The 24,831-nt window shown below is 39.7% G+C and carries 19 protein-coding genes; 11 read left to right on the forward strand and 8 right to left on the reverse strand.

The window, feature by feature from the left end:
• Positions 1-306: 306 nt before the first annotated feature.
• The 7 genes from AACU25_RS35895 to AACU25_RS35925 all read right to left on the reverse strand — a co-directional run bounded on the left by AACU25_RS35895 (position 307) and on the right by AACU25_RS35925 (position 11,665).
• Entirely contained in the window at positions 307-792 is a 486-nt protein-coding gene (locus AACU25_RS35895; protein WP_096585269.1) for a DUF2808 domain-containing protein, read from the reverse strand.
• Between the two features lie 282 nt (positions 793-1,074).
• Positions 1,075-1,545, reverse strand: a complete 471-nt coding sequence (locus tag AACU25_RS35900; RefSeq protein ID WP_096585272.1) for a hypothetical protein — start codon at positions 1,543-1,545, stop codon at positions 1,075-1,077.
• Between the two features lie 411 nt (positions 1,546-1,956).
• Positions 1,957-2,445, reverse strand: coding sequence for a hypothetical protein (locus AACU25_RS35905; protein WP_096585274.1), 489 nt, complete (start codon positions 2,443-2,445; stop codon positions 1,957-1,959).
• 110 nt (positions 2,446-2,555) lie between these two features.
• Positions 2,556-5,666 (reverse strand): efflux RND transporter permease subunit, encoded by a 3,111-nt coding sequence (locus tag AACU25_RS35910; protein ID WP_096585277.1) that lies wholly within the window; start codon positions 5,664-5,666, stop codon positions 2,556-2,558.
• Positions 5,667-5,868: 202 nt separating this feature from the next.
• Positions 5,869-8,994 (reverse strand): efflux RND transporter permease subunit, encoded by a 3,126-nt coding sequence (locus AACU25_RS35915; protein WP_096585280.1) that lies wholly within the window; start codon positions 8,992-8,994, stop codon positions 5,869-5,871.
• Between the two features lie 2 nt (positions 8,995-8,996).
• Positions 8,997-10,664: an efflux RND transporter periplasmic adaptor subunit gene (locus tag AACU25_RS35920; RefSeq protein ID WP_096585283.1), complete on the reverse strand. Its 1,668-nt coding sequence runs from the start codon at positions 10,662-10,664 to the stop codon at positions 8,997-8,999.
• Positions 10,665-10,948: 284 nt separating this feature from the next.
• Positions 10,949-11,665 (reverse strand): DUF305 domain-containing protein, encoded by a 717-nt coding sequence (locus AACU25_RS35925; RefSeq protein WP_096585286.1) that lies wholly within the window; start codon positions 11,663-11,665, stop codon positions 10,949-10,951.
• Positions 11,666-11,986: 321 nt separating this feature from the next.
• Between AACU25_RS35925 and AACU25_RS35930 the strand changes: the two genes are divergently transcribed.
• From AACU25_RS35930 to tnpC, 4 genes are all read left to right on the forward strand, one after another.
• Positions 11,987-12,340, forward strand: coding sequence for a four-helix bundle copper-binding protein (locus tag AACU25_RS35930; RefSeq protein WP_096560779.1), 354 nt, complete (start codon positions 11,987-11,989; stop codon positions 12,338-12,340).
• Positions 12,341-12,662: 322 nt separating this feature from the next.
• Positions 12,663-15,383: a DEAD/DEAH box helicase gene (locus tag AACU25_RS35935; RefSeq protein WP_096585290.1), complete on the forward strand. Its 2,721-nt coding sequence runs from the start codon at positions 12,663-12,665 to the stop codon at positions 15,381-15,383.
• 100 nt (positions 15,384-15,483) lie between these two features.
• Positions 15,484-16,230, forward strand: a complete 747-nt coding sequence (locus AACU25_RS35940; RefSeq protein WP_096585293.1) for a hypothetical protein — start codon at positions 15,484-15,486, stop codon at positions 16,228-16,230.
• Between the two features lie 280 nt (positions 16,231-16,510).
• Positions 16,511-18,046, forward strand: coding sequence for an IS66 family transposase (gene tnpC / locus AACU25_RS35945; RefSeq protein ID WP_096585296.1), 1,536 nt, complete (start codon positions 16,511-16,513; stop codon positions 18,044-18,046).
• Between the two features lie 283 nt (positions 18,047-18,329).
• Here tnpC and AACU25_RS35950 read toward each other — a convergent pair whose 3' ends face one another.
• Positions 18,330-19,520 (reverse strand): hypothetical protein, encoded by a 1,191-nt coding sequence (locus tag AACU25_RS35950; protein ID WP_190445659.1) that lies wholly within the window; start codon positions 19,518-19,520, stop codon positions 18,330-18,332.
• A gap of 471 nt (positions 19,521-19,991) precedes the next feature.
• Here AACU25_RS35950 and AACU25_RS35955 point away from each other — a divergent pair, with 471 nt between their 5' ends.
• The 7 genes from AACU25_RS35955 to AACU25_RS35985 are packed head-to-tail and all read left to right on the forward strand — an operon-like array spanning position 19,992 to position 24,831.
• Positions 19,992-20,984, forward strand: coding sequence for a PriCT-2 domain-containing protein (locus AACU25_RS35955; RefSeq protein WP_096585302.1), 993 nt, complete (start codon positions 19,992-19,994; stop codon positions 20,982-20,984).
• Between the two features lie 2 nt (positions 20,985-20,986).
• Positions 20,987-21,469, forward strand: a complete 483-nt coding sequence (locus tag AACU25_RS35960; RefSeq protein WP_096585305.1) for a hypothetical protein — start codon at positions 20,987-20,989, stop codon at positions 21,467-21,469.
• 4 nt (positions 21,470-21,473) lie between these two features.
• Positions 21,474-21,896, forward strand: a complete 423-nt coding sequence (locus AACU25_RS35965; RefSeq protein WP_053458034.1) for a hypothetical protein — start codon at positions 21,474-21,476, stop codon at positions 21,894-21,896.
• Positions 21,897-21,939: 43 nt separating this feature from the next.
• Positions 21,940-22,668, forward strand: coding sequence for a hypothetical protein (locus AACU25_RS35970; protein WP_053458035.1), 729 nt, complete (start codon positions 21,940-21,942; stop codon positions 22,666-22,668).
• On the forward strand, positions 22,665-23,387 hold the full coding sequence (locus AACU25_RS35975) for a prokaryotic E2 ligase family D protein (RefSeq protein ID WP_053458036.1): 723 nt from the start codon (positions 22,665-22,667) through the stop codon (positions 23,385-23,387). The genes AACU25_RS35970 and AACU25_RS35975 overlap by 4 nt, the downstream gene beginning before the upstream one ends.
• 2 nt (positions 23,388-23,389) lie before the next feature.
• On the forward strand, positions 23,390-23,986 hold the full coding sequence (locus AACU25_RS35980) for a Mov34/MPN/PAD-1 family protein (protein WP_096585307.1): 597 nt from the start codon (positions 23,390-23,392) through the stop codon (positions 23,984-23,986).
• A complete protein-coding gene (locus AACU25_RS35985; protein WP_096585310.1) occupies positions 23,974-24,831 on the forward strand; it encodes a ThiF family adenylyltransferase in 858 nt (285 codons plus the stop codon). The genes AACU25_RS35980 and AACU25_RS35985 overlap by 13 nt, the downstream gene beginning before the upstream one ends.

The following is a 24,831-nucleotide window of genomic DNA, read 5'->3' on the forward strand; positions in this document are numbered from 1 at the left end:
AGTTATACCAAAGGTTAACCTATACATTAACTTTAAATTTATGAGTAGCATCTGTGGGATAAGTAGTAATAAGAATGACAACACTTTTAAACAGATGAGAAGTTATAAAATCACCTGTTTCTCCACTTGTTCATACAGCAGAAACCGAAAAATATGTCACTGCTAAAATACATACATTAACATAAATCTATTGTTTTATTTTGTTTCTTCTAACACTTTCTACACATTTTTCTTTTATTATTAGTTTCACATTTATACATGAGAGTTTCATGAAACTCTTTAGCTTATTAGTAAAAAAACATTTAATCAGTAAGTATGAAATGAAGCAACACCTATAGGTATTTCTGCATCAATGCCAACCTCTCTAACTGAGAAACTGTAAACAGAACCATTACCAAGATTTTGTCTTTTTATCCTGTTAAGGTCGATATCAAACTTAGTATTAGGGGCAACTGGTTTGGCAAAAAATAATAGTATTCTTTTACCAGTGACAGTTACATTAGTATTAATTTTTTGTCCCTTTTCATCGACGGCATCGATATCTTGAATATTATTACTGATAATTATATTTGCTGGAATTTTTACAATTAGTTGAGTAACAGCTTTGCTATTTTGCGGAATGTGCAATCGGAAAGTATGCCTGAATATTCCCCACTTAGTGGGAGGAAATTGTGTATTTGAATCAATATGAGGAACCTTACCATCATTTGTTCTGGCACTGGCATAGCTAGGAGCAATAATAGCTATGCTATTTAGAGCTAAGACAACAGTGTAAACGAATAAACTCTTCATATTTACCTCTACAATAATCAAATAAATTAGCTAAATTACATCTCATTATTTATGAGTTAATCTGCTCTTGATAGATATATTAAACTTAGCAAAGCTAAATTTAACTCCCTCATTTGCATAGTCATTAATCAAGAGAAGTAGCCAGTTAGCTTACCATTATCAGGTTTAAATTGTTAGTGATCTTTTTGTTGAAGAGGTATACTACCTCTATCTACTAGCATGACAACTTACAATGAAATCAAGATGAAATTTAAGCAGTTATAATTAAAATTTATAAATAAATTAGAATGAAGGGATTTGAACTTCACCTACAGGAATCTCTACACTGCTACCAACAACTTTAGCCGATAGATGGTAAATAGAAAGAGAACCAGTAATTGGTTGTAGTACTTTATTGAAGTTAATTTGTAACTTATTAGTGCTAGAAGTAACAGGTTCAGGAAAATTTATAATAATTCTTTGACTACTTGCTAAGATATTAATTTTAATTTTTTGACCTTGCTCATCCAATACGTCAACATCATTACTTACAGCTACTTTGGGTGGAACGTCTATAATTAGTTGGGAAATAGCCTTGCCATTTTTAGGAATGTGTAGCTGGAATGTCTGTTTTACAAGTTGCCAACCAGTATGAATATATTGCGAACTATCCTCAATAGTACCTAGCTTATCGTTATCAGTTTTCGCAATTGCATAGTCAGCATAGCTCAGAGATGTGATAGCTAGATTACATACGGCAACATAAATCAGCATTCTCTTTGTTTGGATCATTCAATTAAGAAAATATATCAGCTAGATTGTAGATTTATTTTTAGCAAATAAACCTTTATAAAACCAGTTTGACAGGTCACTATGAAATTAAGATGAAATTCTTAGTGAATTTCTACAAAAATAGTACTGACTTAACCAGGTACCGTGTCTAAAAGTACTTCAGAGAAAATGCTGTTACAAACTCTGCTTAACCTAACTGTAATCATCGCAATAGCATTGCATTAACAAATACCACGACAGTTGAAGCACTCATGAACACTGCTGCTAAAGTTGGAGGAAGCAAGATACCTAAAGGATAGGCAACTCTCTTCAAAATGCTCAATGCGCTAGGTATTTGGTCATAGCACCCGGCACCATTTCAGTAGCGACGAGTGCATGACTTTGGTACTCAAATCATTGATTAAAACTAAACCGACCGTTGACTTTTTCACTGCCAATATTCGCTTTAACTTTCACTTGATATTGACCTGCCGCAATTTTATCTAATTTGGCAGCATAGTGTTTACCCTCAGCATCATATGTTAGGGGAACAGTTTTTTGCTTTCCATCTGGTGACTGAATATCAGCAGTAACTTTAGCATTTGGAATTGCTTCGTGTTTGTCACCTGTTTGCAAATATAAATCTAAGTGAGTTGCGTTATCTTCCTTTTCAGGTACTAACTCTAAGTGATATTTTCCTACTTCGACGACTTGAGAGTTTTTACGAAGTGAGCCGCCATGAGCAGATGTTTCAGTTTTGGTGGCTGGTTCAGTTTTATTAGTATTTTCTGTAGCAGGACTTGAAGGATTACTACGGGATTCAGATGCTTGATTACTACAAGCTCCTAAGAATAACAACCCTGTACCTGCAAAAACAATAAAACCTACTTTAAATGATTGCATGAACTTACTCCTGATTGGTTATGAGGAAAATTGCGAGCAATTATATGGTAATTGCATAGATATCTCTATATTTCCAGGGGGATATCTGGAAAGAATTAATAAATTAAGCATCATATAACTGAACCTGGAGTGACTTGAATATCTTGTAATTCTGTAGTCTTTTTTGATACCAAGAATCTGCCAAATAGTGAATATAAGGCTGGCAAAACTAAGAGTGTTAAAGCAGTAGAGGTAAATAAGCCGCCTAACACTACAACTGCCAAAGGTTGCAAAATTTCCTTGCCTGCACCAGAACCAATTACTAAGGGAACCATACCTAGTGCTGATGAAAGTGCTGTCAGGAGAATTGCTACTAATCTTTCCATCGAACCATCAACAATCACTTGTTTGAGTGGTATCCCTTCTGCTAGGCGATTGTTATAGTTATCCACTAATAACAATCCATTACGAGTAGCTACACCAAATAGAGTGATAAAACCAACCATAGAGGCAACGGAAATAATCCCACCACTCAAGGCTACAGAGATGACACCGCCAATTAATGCCAGTGGCAAGTTAATCATAATCATGACTGTGGCAGGAATGGACTTAACTGCAAAGTAAATCAATACAGAAATTACCGCGATCGCAACCGCACCCGCAATAATTAATGTCTGCGTTGCTTGCTCCTGTGCCTGAAACTGACCGCCAAATTGGATGTAATAGCCTCCAGGAAGTTGAATTTGTTTGACGCGATCGCGTACATCTTTAATTACAGAACCCAAATCCTTTCCAGAAACGTTAGCAGAAACTACAATCAGCCGAGAAACGTTTTCACGATTGATGGTACTTGGCCCTGTGCCATACTCAACTTTGGCAACCTGAGATAAAGGGACTTTCTGCCCATTGGGTGTATCTACCAACAAGTTACCAATTACGTCTAAATTATTACGATAGCGTTCTTGCAACCAGACAACCAGATTATATGTTTGTTGTTTCTCCAAGACTTGGGAAACTGCTTTACCATTCAATCCAGTCTCTATAGTTTCTGCCAGTTCCCCCACAGTTAGCCCATAACGAGCTGCTGCATCGCGGTCAAATTGAATTTGAATTTGTTTAACTGGGACTTGGGGTTCTAGTTGCAGGTCTACAATGCCGGGAATACCACTCATGGCGGATTGTACCTGTTTTCCAAGGATGCGGAGTTGTTCGAGTTCGGGGCCGTAAATTTTGACAGCGATCGCACTTCTTACGCCTGAAAGAATATCATCTATGCGGTGTGAGATAAATCCACCAATATTAGTTGCGACACCGGTAAGTTTTTCAAACTCTTTGCGGAGTGCTGCAACAGTCTTGTCGCGATTTTTCGCGCCTGCTTCGCTAATCTGCACATCCAACTCACCAAAGTTTACCCCTGCAACTTCTGGATCTCCTTGAGCAAACCCAGACCGCAAGGCAATAAAATCAAAGCGGCGATCGTTTTTCAATGAATCCATTACCGCTAAAGCTGCTTGGTCAGTTGCATCTAAGGATTCCCCAGGTAAAAGCACCATCGAATTGACCAAAGAGCGGTCTTGAAACTCTGGCAAGAAGACTTTTCCTAACCCAGGTAAGATAATCATTGATGCGATTAAGCCTGCAAGGGCAATTCCTAAAATCATCCTGGGGTAGCGAATTGAGAACTTCAGCGCCGGACGATAAAGTTGATGTGCTTTACGCTCTAGCCAAGTTTCTGTACTTGGTAAACGGCGATTTGCCAGTAGTAAGGCACATAATGCTGGAGTTAGTGTCAATGCAACCAAGGTAGAAGCAAGAATCGATAGTAAATATGCCATTCCCATCGGCGTGAAAATGCGACCTTCGACCCCAGACAAGACGAAAATTGGTGCAAAGACTACGGCAATAATAACTGTAGAAAATAGAACACTAACACGCACTTCTACTGAGCCGTCAAACACAACTTGTAAAGGATTTTTCGGGTTACCTACTATTTGGTTTTCCCTCAAGCGGCGGTAGACATTTTCCATATCAACGATCGCATCATCTACCACTGAACCAATGGCAACTACTAGTCCACCCAAGGTCATTGTATTAATGCCTTGTCCAGTCCAGCTAAGAATAATCATCCCCAACAGTAATGACAGAGGCAGCGCACTCAGACTAATAATTACCGTGCGCCAGTTCATTAGGAAGATAATCAGGATGACTGAAACTATAATGATGCCATCACGCAGAGCTTCCTCAACGTTTTTAACCGAAGCTTCGATGAATAAATCTTGGTCAAAGGTTTTAGTAACCTTGACATCCTGGGGTAGCCCCGGCTTAATTTCTTCCATTGCTGCCTCTACAGCTTTGACAACAGTAGGAGTATCTGCCGCAGGTTGCTTAGAAACAGTTAAAATCACTGCTCGTTTGCCTTGGAATAGCCCATCTCCTCGTCTTAGCCCTGGGCCAATTTTCACCTCTGCTACCTGTTCCAGTAATACGGGTATTCCTTTAACTGCTTTAATAACCGAACGTTTAAGCTTATCAATGGATTCAATCCGCCCAATTCCGCGAATTAGGGTTTCTTGGTCAGGAGTAATCAAAAATCCTCCTGGCACGTTAACGTTAGCATTCTGTACTGCTTTGGTGACTTCGGGCAAGGATACATTGTACGCTTTGAGCTTATCTGGATCTACCAAGACTTGATACTGCCGCTCATCGCCACCATAAAGAAATACATTACTCACACCTGGGACAGCTAGTAAGCGATTTTTCACATCCCAGTTGGCAATGCGCCATACCTCCATCAAGTCGGTACTTTCAGATGAAAAAGCATATTTGACAGCCCATCCCAAAGGTGAATTTACAGGCAAGATTTCCGGCTGCTCAACTCCTTGTGGTAGTTTCACTCCTTGCAATCGCTCTGTTACTAGTTGACGCGCCCGGTAAATGTCAGTGTCCCAGCTAAAAACGGCTTTAACCGCAGAAATTCCAATAGCTGATGAAGACCGCAATGATTCCAATCCAGGTGTACCATTCATGGCACTTTCAATGGGGCGAGTCACTAAAGACTCAATTTCTTCTGGTGCGAAACCAGAAGCTTCCACTTGAATTTCTACTTGTGGCGGCGCAAAAGCCGGAAATACGTCAAGGGGCATTTGCCCGATAGAGTGGAATCCCCACAGGCTAATTAATATTGAGGCTATAACGATTAGCCACCTTTGAGCGATCGACCATTTAACAATGGAATTGAGCATTTTTGAGACCAATCAAGGGTTTTGCTTGACGATACACTGAACCCGTTTGGGATAATCTGACACTGTATTTAATTTCTCAAATGAAGATGAAATCAGGATGAAATCTAGTTTGAATATTTATGGCATAGTGTAGCTATGATTTGGTCGCTCTTATAGCTGTTCCCACATAGATATGCTAAAAGATAAATTTTCTGTGATATTGTCATCGCTCAAAAACTGCTTTTGGTACTTTGATATCCCCTACAATTGACGTAATACGCTTAGGTAGCAAGAATTTACCAAATTTGGCATATAAAGCTGGTAGAACGACTAGAGTTAGTGCCGTAGAAGTAAATAAACCACCCAATACAACTATCGAAAGTGGTTGAAGAATTTCCTTTCCCGGGCCACTCTCAATTACTAAAGGTGCTAATCCTAAAGCAGAGGTAAAGGCTGTCATCAAAATAGCATTTAGGCGTTCCATCGAGCCTTTAATCAAAACTTCTTTCAGTGGTATACCTTCAGCAAATTTGGTGTTGTAATTATCCACAAGTAACAAACCATTGCGGGTAGCAACACCAAATAAAGTGACAAAACCAACTAAAGAAGCAATAGATATCACTCCACCTGTCAAAGCTACAGAAAATACTCCTCCTACTAATGCTAAAGGCAAATTAATCATAATCATGGCAGTAGAAGGAATAGATTTAACTGACAGATACATGATGACTGTAATTGCTACAAAAGCTATAGCACTCGAAATTAAGATATTTTGAGTTGCTCTTTCTTCTGCCTCAAATTGTCCAGCATACTGGATATAGTAACCAGCAGGTGGATGTACTTGTTGGTTAACTTTGTTTTGAATCTCATTGACAATAGAGCGTAAATCTCTACCACTAGCATTGGCAGAAACAACAATCAAACGGGATACGTTTTCTCTATTTATAGTATTAGGCCCAGTACCATTTTCAATTGCAGCAACTTGTGCTAAAGGAATCTTTTGACCGTTAGGAGTATCAACTAATAAATTGCGAATTGTATCTAAATTTTGCCTTGCATCTGGCTTTAACCACACAGCTAAATCAAAAGTTTGCTGTTTTTCTAAAACTTGAGATACTACTCGTCCATTGAGGGCGGTTTCAATAATTTCTGACAGTTTTCCTATTGTTAAACCATAGCGTGAAGCAGCAAGGCGATTGAATTTAATTTGTATTTGTTCAATCGGTATTTGGGGTTCTAGTTGTAAATCTACAATCCTATTTACGGTTTTCATTACATTATCAACTTGTTGCCCAATGGTACGGAGTTGCTCTAAGTCGGGGCCGAAGATTTTGACAGCGATCGCACTCCTCACCCCAGACAACACCTCATCCATACGATGTGAGATAAAACCGCCAATATTTGGTGCTACTCCTGGTAATTTAGCGAATTCCTGCCGTAACTTCTCAATCGTACCCTCCCTGTCTTTCATCCCTGCTTCGCTTAACTCAATATCCAAATGTGCCAAATTCACTCCAGCTGCGTCTCCATCTCCCGGCGCACGTCCAGAACGCAGTTGCACATATGGAAATCTAGCATCTCCTTTAAGTGCGTGCTGGAGTGTTTCACCAGCAGCATTAGTAGCTTCCAGAGATACCCCTGGGTAAAGAGTGAGTGTATTTACTAAAGTTTGCTCTTGAAACTCTGGTAAAAATATTCTGCCGAAAGAGGGAACAATTACAGCCGCAGCCACCAAACAAGCGATCGCTAAACCTAAAATAATTTGCGATCGCTTGAGTGAAAATGTGAGTACAGGATAGTAAAGTCGCTTAAAAAATCTCGCCACCCAAGGTTCTGTCTCTGGCAAGCGACCATGAGGTAGTAATATGGCACATAAAGCTGGAGTTACCGTCAATGCTGTGATACTTGAGGCGATAACTGCTGCCATATACCCTAATCCCATAGGGATAAAAATGCTACCTTCTACACCAGCTAAAGCAAATACTGGCGAAAACACAACTATGGTAATGATGGTAGCTCCAAATACCGAATCGCGTACTTCTTGACAACCGTCAAATACAACATCTAAAACCGGGCGCGGGTTGGGTGAATATTTATTTTCTCGCAGATTACGGTAGACGTTTTCAGCATCGACAATTGCATCATCAACGGCTGAACCAATTGCTACTGCTAACCCTCCCAAGGTCATAGTATTTAAACCTTGTCCGAGCCAATTTAGTAGTAGCACTCCTAATAATAAAGATAAAGGAAGCGCAGTTAAACAAATAGCTAGATTCCGCCAATTCATTAAAAAAGGAATCAGAATTAAAGCAACAATAATGCTACCTTCAATTAAAGCTTCTCGAACATTTTCAATAGAAGAATCAATATAGTTTTCTTGACGAAAAGTAGGTGTAACTTTGATATCTTTGGGCAATCCTGCTTGAATCTCTGACATTGCCTGTTCTATCGCACGAGTCACAGTAGGAGTATCGGCTTGAGGCTGTTTATTAATCATTACAATAATTGCCTTTTCACCGTTAAAACTACCATCACCCCGTTTGATAGCTGCACCAATTTGCACATCAGCAACGTCAGAAATTTTGACAGGCGTACCATTACGAGCAGTAATTACTGATTGCTGTAATTCTTCGATAGATTCAATTCGCCCAATTCCTCGAATTAACTTTTCTCGGTCTGGAGTAATTAAATAGCCACCAGGAGCATTAATATTAGCAGCAGAAGCCGCTTGTTCTACATCTTCTAAAGTGACATTAAAGGCTCTTAGTTTTGCTGGATCGACTAATACTTGATATTGGCGAACATCGCCACCATATGCCACAACTTGACTGACACCAGGCACAGCTAACAGGCGATTTGTCACTTGCCAATCAACAATTCGCCGCACTTCCATTAAAGAAGTATTTTCTGATGTAAAAGCGTATTGTAATACAGTGCCGATAGGAGAACTTGTAGGGGAAATTTGCGGAGTTTCTACCCCTGATGGCAGCTTACTTTGCGCTTGTTGTAATCGCTCTGTTACCAACTGGCGAGCCTGATAGATATCAGTGTTCCAGTTAAAAATGACTTTGACAACAGAAATTCCTGCTGCTGAAGATGAGCGTACTGCTGTAACTCCCGGAGTACCGTTAATTGCACTTTCAATTGGTAAAGTTACCAAAGATTCCAATTCTTCAGGGGCGAGTCCTGGTGCTTCAGTTTGGATTTCGACTTGGGGCGGTGCAAAGCTAGGAAAAACATCCAAAGGCATTTGGATAATCGTCCGAAATATCCAAATGGTCAGGATAATTGTACCCAGGATAACTAACCAACGGCGAGCGATCGCCCATTTAATAATTGCACTCAGCATCTTTATTGTTGAGTATTTTTAGTGATGATTATGACCTTTGATTCTTCAGGCGCACGATGGTTATCATCTAGGTTTATCGAATCATTGGCAGAATTTTCTGGTATGTTGTAGGCAAGTTCTGGCGTTACTTTAACCAGTTGAGGCTTGCTGCGACGACCTGCCATGAAAGCTACAACAACTATTGCAACTCCTCCACCTGCTCCTAACAACCACAACGTTACTGGTAAGGTAGATTTCACCTCTGTTGTTTGGGATAGAGCTTGTGTATGTTCGTCTGCTGTTGTCTTAGTATCACCCCGCAATGATTGTGCATAAAGTTGCGGTGCGCGCACAGTCACAATCATATCCCCCTCGAATAAGCCACTCTTGACCTCAACTGTATCTCCAGAGGTTTGACCCAAGGTGACTTCAACAGGCTGATAAGCATTACCATTTTGCAGATACACAACTTTTTTACCATTCGCGTCAACTACTGCTGAAGCTGGAATGGCTAAAGTGGCAGAGGACGTTTGGTCTGTCAAGACTTCTAGCTCTGCGAACATTCCTGGTTTGAGTTGTCCGCTTGAATTATTTACTTCTGCTTGAACTGGTACAACTCTTGTTTCTCCTTCTACCACCGTACCAATTCGGGAAATTCGTCCAGAGAATGTACTATCTGGCATACTAACAACTTTTAAACTAATTCTCTGGCCAATTCTTACCTTGCTTAAATCTTTTTCATAAATGTTAGCTGTAGCAAAAAGCCGACTGTCGTTGACAATCGTCATTAATTTGCCACCCGCATCATTGAAAGTTTGACCAATAGTAACTTCTCTATCAGCAACCTTACCGGAGATAGGCGCAGTTACTGTCACTAATCCTTGAGAATTGGGGAGATTTCCCAGTTGAGCAAGTCGAGTTTGATAACTAGTATTACTACGATTAATATTTGACTTTGCTAGCTCGACAGATGCTTGAGCGCGTTTGAGTTGATTTTCTGCTCCGATAACATCCCGGCGGCTTTTGGCTTTAGTGAGTTCGGCTTTTGCTTGTGCTAACTGAGTTTGAGATTCCAAAGCATTGCGACGGGGTAAAGCGCCAGCATCAGCTAATTGCTTATCTTTGTTGTACTTTTCCTGAGCAAAGTCAACTTGACTTTGTGCTTGGGCAATTTCCGAGTCGGCTATTTGTTGATATCTTTGATAATTTTGTTGAGCCAGTCTCAAGTCGGCTTCTGCCTGCTTTAAATCAGCTTGACCTTGTGCTAATTTATCCTGAGATTCTACGCGCAATGTTACTAAATCTGGGCTGGTAACAACAGCAACAGGCTGACCTTTTTTGACTGATGCACCAGGTTCTACCAACAATTCAACTACTTTCGCCCCCTGTATTGGAGTAGTTACTTCTACTTTTTGGCTAGGAAGAGTTTCGATTTGCCCAGTAGTTTTAATGCCAATGGCTAACCTTTGACGTTGAACTGGCTCGACTTTAATCCCTAGCCGTTTGGCTGTGTCAGCATCAACTTGAATAGAATTATTAGTTGAAGTGGCTTCACTTCCTCCTTGAAATTCATTTCCATGTCCGCCATGAGCCATAACAGTTGTAGGACTTGCTAATAACAGCAGGCTCAGTAATGTGCTAGAAACACAACCAATAGCTGTAGATGTTTGAGAACGCAGAGAGTTAGACATCGCTATTAAAAGCCCTTGGATATGGGATGGAAGGAATTGCGATCGCCTTCTTCTGTCGGATACGCTACCCGAAAGGTACTGCGCTCCCTTGCAATCGCTCAAAAGTGCTTTTAAGTTTCACCAAATGCACTCTTTTACTAGTCTTTCATTGAGAAATGAAATTAGGATGAAATCAAGCTTGAACAATTGCTGAAATCACCCTACACATATCTGGAATTTAAAGGCGAAACAATACCTTTATTGGTATTGCACACTTACTTTATGCTTAATACAGATAATTTTGCTTACTGGTTATACCAAGACTTGCGCCACTGTTTCATTTGGTTAATCTCTGCTTGCTGCGAATCAATGATACTTTGAGCCAATTTCTTGATTTCAGGACGCTGAGACTTACTCAATGCATCTTTAGCCATTGCGATCGCACTTTCATGGTGGGGAATCATTGCATTTATGAACCGCAAGTCAAATTCAGTATCGGCGGCTCCTAAGTCCATATTCATCATCATGCCTTGCATCTGCTCGTGAGGCATTGGGACTGTTTTACCTGTTTTCGCATCATAAACCACTGGAGTACTACTTGCTTTGGGATACCAAGCTGTGCGCCATTGTTTCAACTGGGCAATTTCTTGATCTTGAGCTTTGATGATTTCCGAAGCTAGCTTTTTAATTTCAGGACGTTTCGATTTTTGCTGTGCTTGTTTTGCCATTTCTACCGCCCCTTGATGGTGCGGAATCATCGCATCAATAAAGCGCAAATCATAATTGGCATCGGCTGAACCTAAATTCATTGTCATGTTGTGGTTCATCGTGCTAGCACCATGATTCATCATGCCACCGTCATGATTCATCGGTTGCTTGTCACTAGTATCAGTAGCGGTGGTATTAGGGTTTGATGCTTGGTTTTGAGAATTGGTTGTAGAACAGGCTGTTAACACGCTAATGCTCAAAGAGGTAATCGCTACTAAGGCTAATGACAAAAATCTATTTATTAAATTAAACATTTGCAAAATAACTAATTATTTAGAATACACTATTGCCACTATATAGTTTGACAGACAAAAATGAAATCAGGATGAAATCTAATCTTGTTTATGGCACGCAGCAGTTCTAAAAGATAGAAATTTGTACTAAGGTTTTTAATTACAAAAATACTTATGGATACTTAAATGAAATTAGGATGAAATAGTTATAGCTAATTAGTAATAAATATTCTTTATATCACGAGACAGAGGCAAGCATATTAGTAATTTTTTAACTTAAGGGCGAAGAGGTACGAATACTACCTCTTGTAAAATTAATAACCTGAAATCGGAGGTCTAACTATGACGACAACTCAATCTCACCAATCCTTGCTTGAAACTTGCATAGAGGCTTGCTTTACTTGCCTACGCGACTGTGAAAACTGTGCCGATGCTTGCTTAAATAGCAATATGGTACAGATGATGGCTCAATGTATTAAGCTATGCCGAGACTGTGCTGATACCTGCGCTCTCTGCGCCCGTTTCATGTCGCGCAATTCGGATCTCCATACTCAAATGTGTGGAGTCTGTGCGGAAGCTTGCGATCGCTGTGCTAGCGAATGTGAAAAACACGATAGCGACCATTGTAAACGCTGTGCTGCATCTTGTCGTCGCTGCGCCGAGTCTTGTCGCCAAATGGCAACAGCTATGGTGTAAGTATGTATAATTGCTGACTGCTGCGTTGCAATTTATTTATGCTGTGGTCAGCGATCGCAATTTAAATAAAAGTACTAAACAGCATTATTATATTTTTTACTGCTTATACTTTTAAGATACAAATATTTTATATTTAAACAAATACTTTTTATTTTTTAAATAAATTTAGATATATTGAAATTTACTCAAATAGAATATGTAATTAAATTTCTTATTAGAAGCTGTAACTACCTATCATAAATTACTATAAAAAAGTCGTGATAATAGAAACTACGACTTTAACTAACGCCTATTTGCTAAAACAGCAAGTAGGTATCTTTTTATGAACCAGCCTGAATGGTTAGAAGCAAACAAGCAGGTTTATTCCAAAGAACATGGTGTTATCCATATCGCCGCCATCATAGAGAAAAATCTTTACTTTAAAAAGGGTAGTTTAAACCAAATTATTTTCGACTGGGAGCATGAAGTAAATAGCGGTAATTTATTACCTCTAAACCAAGCACCAATAGGTAAAAGTATTCTCTACCAAGAGATAGCTGCTATTCTTAATGGATCTGGAAAATTACAAAGCTGCGAAGTAATTCCTGCTCAAGAAGCTAAACTTTATCCCATCCCAGATGATATTCACCCTCTAGTTAAACTAGCCCTAAGCAAGTCAGGAATCAGTCAATTATATTCTCATCAAGTCGAGGCATGGCAAGCTTACAAAAAAGGAGAAGATATAATTCTCCAAACTCCTACCAGCAGTGGTAAAAGTATCTCTTTTCTCATTCCAATCATTCACGAGTGTCTAAAGGGTAAATCAGCTTTAGTATTTTTTAACTTGAAAGCACTTGCATTTGACCAGGTAGAGAAAATACGTTCCTTTGTTAGCCACTTAGATGAAAATATTCGCCCTCAAATTCTCAATATTAATGGTGATATTCCTCCCCAGGAGCGCAAACAACTTTACAGCAATCAACCCTCAATTTTATGCGTGACTCCCGATGTATGGAACCACGAACTTAACAACTTTCAATTTGATTCAAATTGGGGATTTAGAGAAACAATCAGAAAACTTTCAATCATTGTCTGTGACGAAATGCACTTTTATCAAGGCATATTTGGTTCGCATTTTGCACTACTTAATCGGCGAACTCAACTTATGATAGAGTCTGTCGGCAATGATATTTCAAAATTACAATACATCTTCGCTTCTGCAACAATTAGTAACAGCAGCGAAATTGCCCAGAAGATATCTAATCGAGAAGAACAAAGTAACCTTGCTATTATTGACCAAAGTGGGGCAAAACGCTCGGAGATTACTTTTATTAGCCTCAAACCACGGAACAATACATTTTACCAAACTGCCCAAGTCGCAGCTATGCTCGTAAGTAAAGGCATAGTCGGGATTTGTTTCTGCGATAGTAGAGAACTAGTTAAGGTTTTAACTAATGCCATCCGTAAAGCTTTAATCGAGATGCAACTGCCCCATCTGGGAGAAACCATCTCAGCATTTTATGGGAGCATGAAGGCAAATCAGCGTAACAAAATTATTGCAGATATACAAAGCGGGAAGGTCAAGTTCATTATATCCACAAGTGCTTTGGAAGCGGGTCTAGATATTGGGTGTATTGATGCAACTATCGTACATAGTTACCCCGGCTCAATTCTTGGCTTTCGCCAAAGGGCAGGACGTGCGGGGAGGCAGGAAGCAGGACTATTGGTGTTTATTCCGTCGAAAAGGTCGATTATGGATTCTTACTACGCCAATTACCCAGAACGCCTTTTATCCGATCCTCCAGAAATTATCAACTTTAACCACAATTATGAAACAACTTTGGCGCAGCATATTCTCGCTTGTTGCAAAGAAAGTAAGCCGACACAAGCTCAAATTGCCCGACATTTTGGTAGTTCTGGTAATGCGATCGCGCGACAGTTAATCGGTGATAATCAACTAATCTTCAGCTACAATCAAAGACTGACAACTAATCGAAATCTCGGTTATGTCCACTCAAAAATTAAAGTTAGAGGCAACACTGACCAAAACATCAGTTATATCAATCAAGATAGCGCAGAAGAGTTTGAGGAAAGTTCGGCATCTTCTGCACTAAGAGAAGTTTACCCTGGTGCAATATATCTTGCTCAAGATTTCGACGGCAACCCCGTACAGTATAAATCACAAGAACTAAATTTAACCGAAGGGAAAGCAATTCTCAAGCCAATTGAAGCAACCAATTTATTTAGTCGTCCTGAAGGAAGCCTAAATTTCGAGGAAATTAAAATTGTCGGGGAAGCCAAAATTATCAATCTTCCCCAAGGGGCTGCTAGATTTACACCTGTTTCAGCCAAAATCAAAGAAGAAATTTCTGGCTACAACTTGTACAGGCTGGAACAAAAATGGACTTGCAGTAGTAACAGATGTCGCAACTTCAATTTAAATTTACCTGGACACTTACAAACTTGTCCTGCTTGTAAAACCCAACTGGTTGAACGAGAATTTGTCGAACTCTTGGAGGAAAATAAATACGAAGAATCACTTGCTCTTAACTACAATACATTCTGCGTCAGAGTTGAAATTAACGCTGACGCACGAAAATATTTTTCAGTTTTGGTCAAAAATCACAGAAAAGAAATACTTAATAAACAGAAATATATTACCAATGAGGAGAAACAACTATTTGAAAGCAATGAAACCCAAATTTGCGTTCATACTCTCGCTCATCACCTTATACTCAGTTTACCACTTGTCGAACATGGAGCAAACAGTCGAGATATAGATTTCATGTTAGTAGAAGTGCCATCTAATACTAGGATAGTTGGTTATTTCTTTGATGCTTGTGAACATGGTACAGGTATGTGCGATACCCTCATCAAGTATTTAGAGACTGCCTTTATTAAGGCAAAGTTTCTAGTCGATAATTGTCCTTGTAAATACGGCTGCTCTTCTTGTACAACAATTCAACGCTGTCCTGATGATAACGAAGCACTGTTTAAATCAGTTGGGTTATCTCTACTAAAGGAAATAATCAATCCAACAGAGACAAGAACTATTAATCAATAGTTAAGATAATCCTATCCAGCTTGGGTAGGATTATTTTTTTAGTAATTCAACCACATACATCGCTTACGCACAAGATTGATGAAAGTTTTGAGAATAAGCGATGTACGTCGAACTATTAGCTGATTCAAATCCAAACTCTAAAAGATTTCAAATTATTCACGCACCATCATATTTACTTACAGAAACAAATTTTCAAATAGGAGATTTTGTCGATTCTAACAATATTGATTTTATTATAAATTATGCTGTTAATCTAGGGTATCAGGTGAAAATAACCCATCCTGAAATCCCACAATACAATGAATATCCTCTTCCCAAAATCAGTGATGAACTAGCTGATTTGATAATTAATTATCCATCAGACTTAAAACTGCGAACTAATGGGATGGTTTTTGAACAAAGGGCATATTTAATGTCTAAGGTTTACGATGAAGTGTGCCAAAATCTTGAATCAAAAGCTCTTTTAAGAGAAGCAGAGTATTGGCTGATAAATTACGCACGAGAAGTAATTGCCAAACAATGTCATTACTTACCAGATATCCTAATGAAATTAGATAACCCAACTGTGAGAGCAATGGCAATAGATACACTCATGCTCTGGCAACCAGATTGGAACAATGCTATCTCTCAATATAGAGGAAGTAGATTTGAGGCTGGCAATAATGAGTTTGAGGTTATCAGCTACTATCACAATCAAAAAAAGAAGGGTAGGGAGGGGATAATGGTACTGTGCAAGGTAACAAAAACTATGAATAACCATCTTGAATTTCCTACCTTTCCTTGCAATGCAAACTGTACTCTTGGGACTTATCAAGTCGAAAATGCACTTAACAAAAGATTGGCTTAAAACATAATCACCATCTGAAATATTTATATTATAAAAAATCAATTACTACCAGTAAATTACTGGTAGTAATAAAAAAGATGTTCAGATGACGCTTTGTGTATCATCTGAGAGTGCGATAAGCGAAGCTTAAGCCTTCGGCTATCGCAAATGTTGGATTTGTCAACACAACCCAAGCTCGACTTTATCCATTTGAAGTTGGAGCCATTCTCAACGTAGTAGTTCACAGGATTGAAAGTGTTACCAAGTCTTTTAAGTACACATAGATGGTAAATTAAGGGGCATGGATGAAAACTGCCTCGCCTACGGAATAGAAATATCCGACTCAGATTGGGAAAAAACTCCAGCCAGTGTCAAACAACTGGTGGAGAAAATGGAGCAGTACATAAAAGAATCGGACAAAAGGTTTGCAGATTTAGAAGCCAAATACCAAGAACTATTAGAAAAAATCAATCGAACCTCAAAAAACTCGTCATCTGCGCCTTCATCAGACCCACTCAATACCGAAAAACAAAAACAAAAAAACAAGAGTGATAAAAAGCGAGGCGGTCAACCAGGACATAAGGGGCATAGTCGCCATCTGTATGAGGTGTCCGAATGTGAGAGCGTTTTAGAACACCACCCAGAAACTTGTAATTGTTGTGGGGAGAAGTTAGTCGGAGTTGATAGCAATCCCTATCGGCATCAGATAGTAGAAATTCCACCGATAAATCCTATAATCGTAGAACACCGTCTGCATCAACTGGAATGCCGAAATTGTGGCACTTTAACCCGTGCGAAATTACCACAAGATGTGGCAACCCGTGGCTATGGTGTAAGGGTAGTCGCTCTAGTGGCAGTATTGAGTGGACTATACCGCCATAGTACCCGGATGGTACAAAGCGCGATGCAGGATATTTTTGGAATCACGATGTGCTTGGGTACAGTCAATAAACTCAAGAAAGAAGCCAGCGATGCAATTGAATCTGCGGTATGGGAAGCAAAAACATACGTACAAAACTCTCCTGTAGTTGGAGCCGATGAAACAAGCTTTAGCCAAGGAAACGTTGATGGATTTAATCAAAAAAACCGAAAAGCTTGGCTCTGGGTAGCAGTTACTCCACTAGTAACATTTTTTCAAATTACATTGTCTCGTTGTACGGTTACAGCAAAAAATCTACTGGGGGAAAAATTTGGGGGGATTTTAAACTCAGATCGATATGCATCCTACAATTGGGTTAGTTTGGAACAACGACAATTGTGCTGGGCACATTTGAAGAGAGAATTCATCAAAATATCGGAGCGGACTGGAGTATCCCACGATATTGGCAATGCTCTGGTTCAACAACAAGAAAAACTATTTGAACTGTGGCATCGGATTCGAGATGGAACATTGAGCCGTGATGAGTTTCGACAATTAGTCACTCCGATTCGTGATGCCATCAAATCTTCTCTACAAGAGGCTGCCGATTATAAGATTAGTTCTCAAGAAAAAACTCCACTGGCTAAAACTGTCCGTACCTGTCGTCAACTTTTAAAAGTTGAACCTGCTTTGTGGTTGTTTGTGACAGTTGAAGGTGTCGAACCAACCAATAATGCTGCTGAGAGAGCCATTAGACCTGCTGTCATTTGGCGGCGTACTAGTTTTGGTTCTCAAACTCAAGGGGGCAGTAATTTTGTCGCCCGAATGTTAACCGTTGTGACAACACTGAAGTCTCAACGTCGAAATGTCTTGGAATTCATGACTCAAGCCGTTAGTGCTAAACGCCAGAGTCAACCAACTCCTTCTTTACTTCCTCATGTCCCGGTTGCGGTTGTTGCTGTCAAAAATGCTGCTTAATACACACGAAGTTATACAGATTTATTTTCCGAATTGAATCAGCCTTCTTTTCATCTTTAACTCTTTGATTTTGAAGCGTTTTGCGGTTTTATTTTTTGTGTTATCCCCGTGATCTATTACTTCTCAACGGTGTTTGGATTGCAGCCAAGGAGCTAAACTTTTTCACACATGTGATGTTATACCGCCATCCAGAAAATTATAGAAAAAATCTGGTAAGCCAGAACCATTGTTATGTAAAGGTTCTAGCATTTGGATAAAGTCGAGCTAAGCGTCCCGCCGATAATTATTTGGGGTTCTTTTTCTTTTGCTTGTACCGCTCTAAATGGTCAGGGAAAAAATCATTCATATCGTAGAGTCTAAAAGGGTTAGGGTCATCATGTAAGAGACTCCATCCCTGATTGCTAGCTTTTCCGTCAACAGTGCAGGTAAACCATGAATCTTCCCACTTCATGGGCAATATTTCGATCCGCTTACCCTTCTCAACATACACAGTTGCGTTAGGTGTAGTTTTGATAATGCTGCTAGCGATCTCGCTAAGAAATCTTGCAGGTGAAAAAATAGCTTTATATCCAAAGTGTTGACCAAAGATGCACCCCAGTTCGTAAAAATCTAGATCCTGTCGTTCCTCTGTCCACCCATCACACATACATCGATACCGATGATGTAGCAAATCTCGCTCGACAGCTAGCACACCAGAACGGACTAAGACTTCTACACCATATTTTTTTGTTGCAAGGGAAGACGGTTTCAACCCTACGAGTGCATAAGAATAGTCAATATACCGTGTATCTTTCACCTCAAACCCCTTATATGGGGTGGTATTAGCTTCCCAGTCTAAATCCCAGGTACATGAAGTTTTCCCACCCCCACCGCCAAACAAGTAGTTCTCATCTTGAAAAAACGCTCTAGCCATTTCATCAAGGGATGGAACATAATCACTAACAGATTTATGCCCCCATCTCTCCTCAAACTGGTTAGCGTAAATAACATTAAAGCGAATATCATCGCGATGATGTTTGAAATCTAATACAAGCAGCGTCAGGCACTCCTCAAACAGCGACGAGCCATCAGTTGCGATATGGATAAACTCAAAATCAGTAAATCCTTTTCCCTTGAAAACAAAGGTATAGACAGGCTTATCTCCCCGTGAAATGTAATCCATGAACGTATCATCTTCATTCTCAATATGCGCGAAAATGGCGGCGATGCGGTTGAAGTTCCGAATTAGAAACCGGAAGATTCCGGTTTCACAGGTTACACTACCTGTTTTCACGATCGTCATGCCGTAGGGGGTTTGATAGTTGGCTTGTCGGGGCTTGTCTGACTCTAAAGCCAGCGCATATTCCACCAAGGCTGATGTAACTACCATCGAATCATTGATGAGTCCGGGACGGTGTTTGCGAATTGTCTCAATTGCCTTGGCAATCTCGTCATTCTGGACAACCTGTAAGCGAGGGCGTGAAAGTGCCATCATAACAACTTCTTTTTTGTACTCATTTTGAACTATTATACTCAAAATGAGTACAAAAAAGAAGGTTAAACTCAGATATTGCACCTAGTCAGGTAAACACGTAAAAAACAAATGAAGATAGCAAAATATTACAGCAGTTGAAGAAGCACGACTAAGTATAGCTCCGTAGTTAAATAGACTAAACAAGGCAGGGATACTACATATTCAGCAACAAAAACGACTGGTTGTTGGGATGGTGCTGGGAGCATCATCGGCAAGAGATATGCTCAACATAAAATTGTCAAAGAAATTTGCTATATGTGCCATTAAGGACTGGCAATTGGGGGTAATTTCTACGTCAAGAGAAATATAAAACAAATGATGGGTAGAGTTCGCATCATTCAAGTAGAACCAGAGCCAACAGAAATGAAAACCACTACATAAACTAACGCAATAAGCGTGCAGGAGTCATTTAATAAAAAGTTTTATGAACTCATGCACGCCCAAATCCGTCATTTGGTATCTTCACTTGACAACTTACCCGAAGAATGGCGAATCGTCCCTACCTTTGGTAAACGTCCTCTAGGGAAAGAATGGGAAAAAAACACTTACTCTCCCAAAGAACTACAAACTGAACTCATCCGCCGTCGGCTAAAAGTTTGGACAAATAACAGATTTATCACACCCACTGGTGTAGCCTTGGTTTGCGGTTTCAATCATCCCCAAGGGTACTTAGTAGCTATTGACTGCGATGGGGAAACATCCTGGCGACAAATCATCCAAATTAACGAACACTTAGAACCAAAAGAACTTAACCAGCTAACACCCATCAGCGAAACTCCTACGGAATCGTTACACGATCGCGCTCAACAATATCTCCCTCCCACAATTGCATTTACCTCTGGGAGGAAATATCGCAGCCAACGCTTATACCTCATCCCAAATTCAAAAGCTTGCGATGTCAAATCTCGCAAAATCAAAACTGGGAAGGACGAACACCTGGAATTTCGAGGCAAAAACCTAGCTTCAATCCTCCCCCCGTCCTTTCACCCAGAAGGTAGAAATTACAAATGGCTTCCCGGCTGTAGTCCATCTGAACGCCAAATAGAAATAGCTCCTGATTGGGTAATTGCCCAAATGCTTGCCAAACAGGAGAAAACAAGAAAGTTTAACCTACCCAAAGAAAAATATAACCGCAGATATGGGGTAGACAGGTACGCTCATTTAATTCCGTCAATAGAAACCAATATTCAAACCGCACTTGTGCTACTCGAAGTCATCCACCCTCGATTTGCAGATGATTACCATTCGTGGATTCAAGTCGGGATGGCACTTCATAGTGTTAGTCCCATTTTATTTAAGGCATGGGACACCTGGAGCCAACTTTCTCCTAAGTACAAACCAGGCGAATGCGCCTACAAATGGCAGTCTTTTAACAAGACAGGTATCACTATCCGCACCTTATTTAGATTAGCTAATCTCTCTTAATCATGAGTAATCAAACATCACCTGACGATAATGCAACTGGCTTTGAAGATAGCTATAGCAGTAAAGATTTTAATCTTGATATTCAGGATAATACAAGTTTAGAAGAAACATTAGATGAATCAGTAAATACTGAAGTTATAAGTCAAGATTCATCTAGCGGGATAGTTTTTACGAAAACCGCCATAATAACAATTCAGTTAACACCAAATTCTGAGAAAGCAATTGTAACAATTGGAATTCAAGATGCACCTCCGATTATTAAGATAATTCCTCTAGCTGAGATTAAATCTCAGCCTATCATAAATAACTGGCTACAGGATTTAGAAACATCTCTCCCAGGAATGTTAAATATCTGCAAACAAAGGATGGAAAAGCAGACTACAGAGCAGAATCGACAGGAGCAATCCAGACAAGTACAAAAGCGTAACCTACCTGAAGATAAAGATAAAAATCCTGCACCTAACAACCAACTGTCACTATTTTAATACCATGAAGTACATTGCTATTATTGAAGGACAAGAAATTCCTCTGGATGAGGCGATCGCCCAGGATGACAATACTCTCAAAACAGCTATTAGCGTCTACTTTCCAGAGTATGCTAATGCCGAAATTGAACGACAAACAACTGATGATACAATTTCAATTCGTTTAGTAAAAAAAGCAGGTACTAAAGGAAGTCAATTTAGAGAATTGAAAAACAGTTTTGAAGAAATAAATCCTGCACTAAAGTTAGGATGGCAGATAAAGCTTCTAGAGATAAACAGTCAAATTAGCCTCGAAAATTTAATTACCTTACAACCTGAGATAGATAAAGCTATCAAGCTCGGTCAATCTTGGGAAACGTACAGCGAAAAAGTTGCTCAAAGCCTTAAACAGCAACCTGCTATTACGAGTAAATATCCTGTACTGTAATCACAAATTTATAGCCGCTATAACTCGTAGCGGCTGATTCATTATGCTTGGCAACATCCACTCATTCAAAATACCTATTACTTCTCTAACAGCAATTAATTACCTAGAAAATCTTTCCGAACGAGTGAATATTTTAAGTCTGTATCAAAGATTATTTCCAGAAAAATGGTTAGAATCAACCATACCTATTAATAAACAATCACATCCAACTAGTGCTTACCTAGATAGAGAAATTGAATTTATTAATCTAGTGAACGAAAATCTATTTCCAGTAGAATATATCGATGAAATCGAGTTTAATCCCGAACGTGATAGTATTCTAGTTTCACCACAAAGACTTGAGTGGTGGAATGAAGATTTTGAGGAACTGGTATACTCGGAGAAGTTCCTACTTTCATTAATGGGGCAAGGGTACAATATCAGCCAATGGAAACTAAATTTTGGTTTTACTCCTGACTACATTGCTCCAACAGAAGAAATTTACTTCGAGAAATTTGTAAAGCTGTGTCGTCGTTACAAAAGTCCCCTGCAATATTTAGATATAGCCATACGAATTATAGATTACTCGACTGAAAATATTTGGCTAGATATTACGTGTGAAACAAGCGATTGGCTGGAATGGACTTATGAGAATATCATATTTCTCGCTCAAAAGTGGCAAGAAGCCGTCTCGATGATAGAGAAATCAAATGAGGTTAGCCATTTGTTAGAAACATCTCTTTCTGCTCGAAAAGCAGCAGTGAAAATTTGGAATCAAGCATCAAAAGCATGAATGTAGACACAAATATCTTACCGATAATTAACTTAGAAAATATCTCCCAAATTCTGCTAGCCAATATTCCCCAAGATGATTTACTAGGGCAGTTAATTATCCTCAAAGGACAGTTTATTTTAGTCGAACGCGAAGGCAAAGAGTCTAAATATAAATTCTTGTCTCCTGAAGCAGTAGAGAAAGCCTTTACAAGTAAAACTGCCGCATCTGGATGGCTTTCTAGCAACACGATTTGGTGGGGTAAAAATCCAGAGGGAGAAGCCATTATTCAGTTTTACTCTCCCCAAAAATATCAAATTCAAATTATGGGACAGGAAACTGAAGTAATGACTGTCCCTATGCCTGCATTCTTATTTGCTGGATGCGGTAGTAGATATTACCTGTGGGCAGTTAAAGGGAGGGTATTTAAACCAGACGCACAACTGTACAAGCCGCCTCTACCTAACGTTTGGGAAGATTCTAGCATTTGCTTTGGGGGAAATTCTCTCAGTATGTGCAGTGCTGCAACCATAAGCCAAGTTTGGGATCTGTTCTGGAAATCACCTTTTAACAAGGATTTGTCTCAAGGCAAGTCAAAAACTCATCCCGATAATATCTGCAATCAGCTAATCAAATTACACGAATCTAAAGCTAAATCCTACCCTTCAAGTGACCTTGTTCCCGTTCATAGCTGGAAAGTCACAACCCCAGAAGACATTATCAATCATTTGTTCAGTTAACCATGAATCCTTTTATCGGTTATCACCTCGCTACAAGTAATAACTTTCCTCCTTACAGCCAAAAACTCCAGGAATACTGGCTGGCTGCAAATGGGCTTTTCTTGCGATCGCACCGCCGCGAGTTAGAGATTTGCTTGCAACTAACTCAAACTCAAGTCGCTGGACTCCAACCCCTTGAACCCTACTTTCGTCTGAAAGTCCCAAAAGTCCCCAGCCAAGCGATCGCCGAGATTATCAATGCTGCTAGTATCAACCCCCAACAGGAAATCCTATTCTACTTGGGAGTGACAAACAACCAATGGTGGTGTCATACACCACTGCAAACCGCGTCCTCTACTCATGTCTTATCTTTAGAAAGCGCACTCAATAAAAACTATACAGATAGCTTAGTGGAAATGCACAGTCATGGAACTCTAGCTGCTTATCCTTCAAGTGCAGATAATCAGGAAGAAAAAGGCAAATTTCGAGTGTTCGCGATTATTGGCACACTGAATACCATTCCTACAATCTATACCCGCATCGGGATATACAATCACTTTTTCGATATCAACCCCAATCAAATTTTTGAACTGCCGCCACAGGTAAAATGCTCGAATTAACTACTTACCAACAAGCTTTACCCGTCTTACCTCGCAATCATACTCGTATCAACTTCGTCTTAGTAGGAGTAGGAGGAACAGGCGGGTTTCTGGCAGAAGATTTATGTCGAATTATTCTGCAACTCCAGCGCACTAGGAAAGAAATTAACTTTGCGATCGTTGATGGCGATACTGTCGAACTCAAAAATATCAGCCGCCAAAATTATCAACCAGCTGAAATTGGGCTACCAAAGGCAGAAACACTGGCTGCAAGATGCAGTGCCAAGTATGGAATAGAAATTACAGCTGTTTGCGACTGGTTTGAAGAAGACATGATTCGCACGGCGAGTTGGTGGAACACTCTAACGGTAATCATTGGCTGTGTCGATAACAGCGCCGCCAGGAGCAAAATTCACTCTGTTCTCAAAATAAACAGTGCAAATGAGCCAGCATCTCTATTTTGGCTGGATTGTGGAAACAGCAACTATTCTGGACAAGTAGTCATTGGAACGCACTCTAATTTTGATATAGTCCAAGCTTCCAATAACCCAGACAAACCTCAATTCTGGTTGCATCTTCCCTCCCCGGTGCTGGTTCACCCAGAACTGCTAGTTCCTCAGCCAGAAGAACTTAGCGACAACAACCTTTCATGTGCAGAAATTCAAGCACGGAATTATCAATCACTATTCGTCAATAAAATGACGAGTGCGATCGCAGCCCAGTATTTACTTGAATTAACCCTCACTGGGGGGTTGAAAAAGTTCGCCAGTTATTTTGACCTCAAAGCAATGTCAACCCGAAGTTTATATACAAGCATCGACCAACTTAAAAAATACTATATTCCGCAAACAAATTACCACAAATAG

The organism is Tolypothrix tenuis PCC 7101 (assembly GCF_963874875.1).
Taxonomy (GTDB): Bacteria; Cyanobacteriota; Cyanobacteriia; order Cyanobacteriales; family Nostocaceae; genus Aulosira; species Aulosira tenue.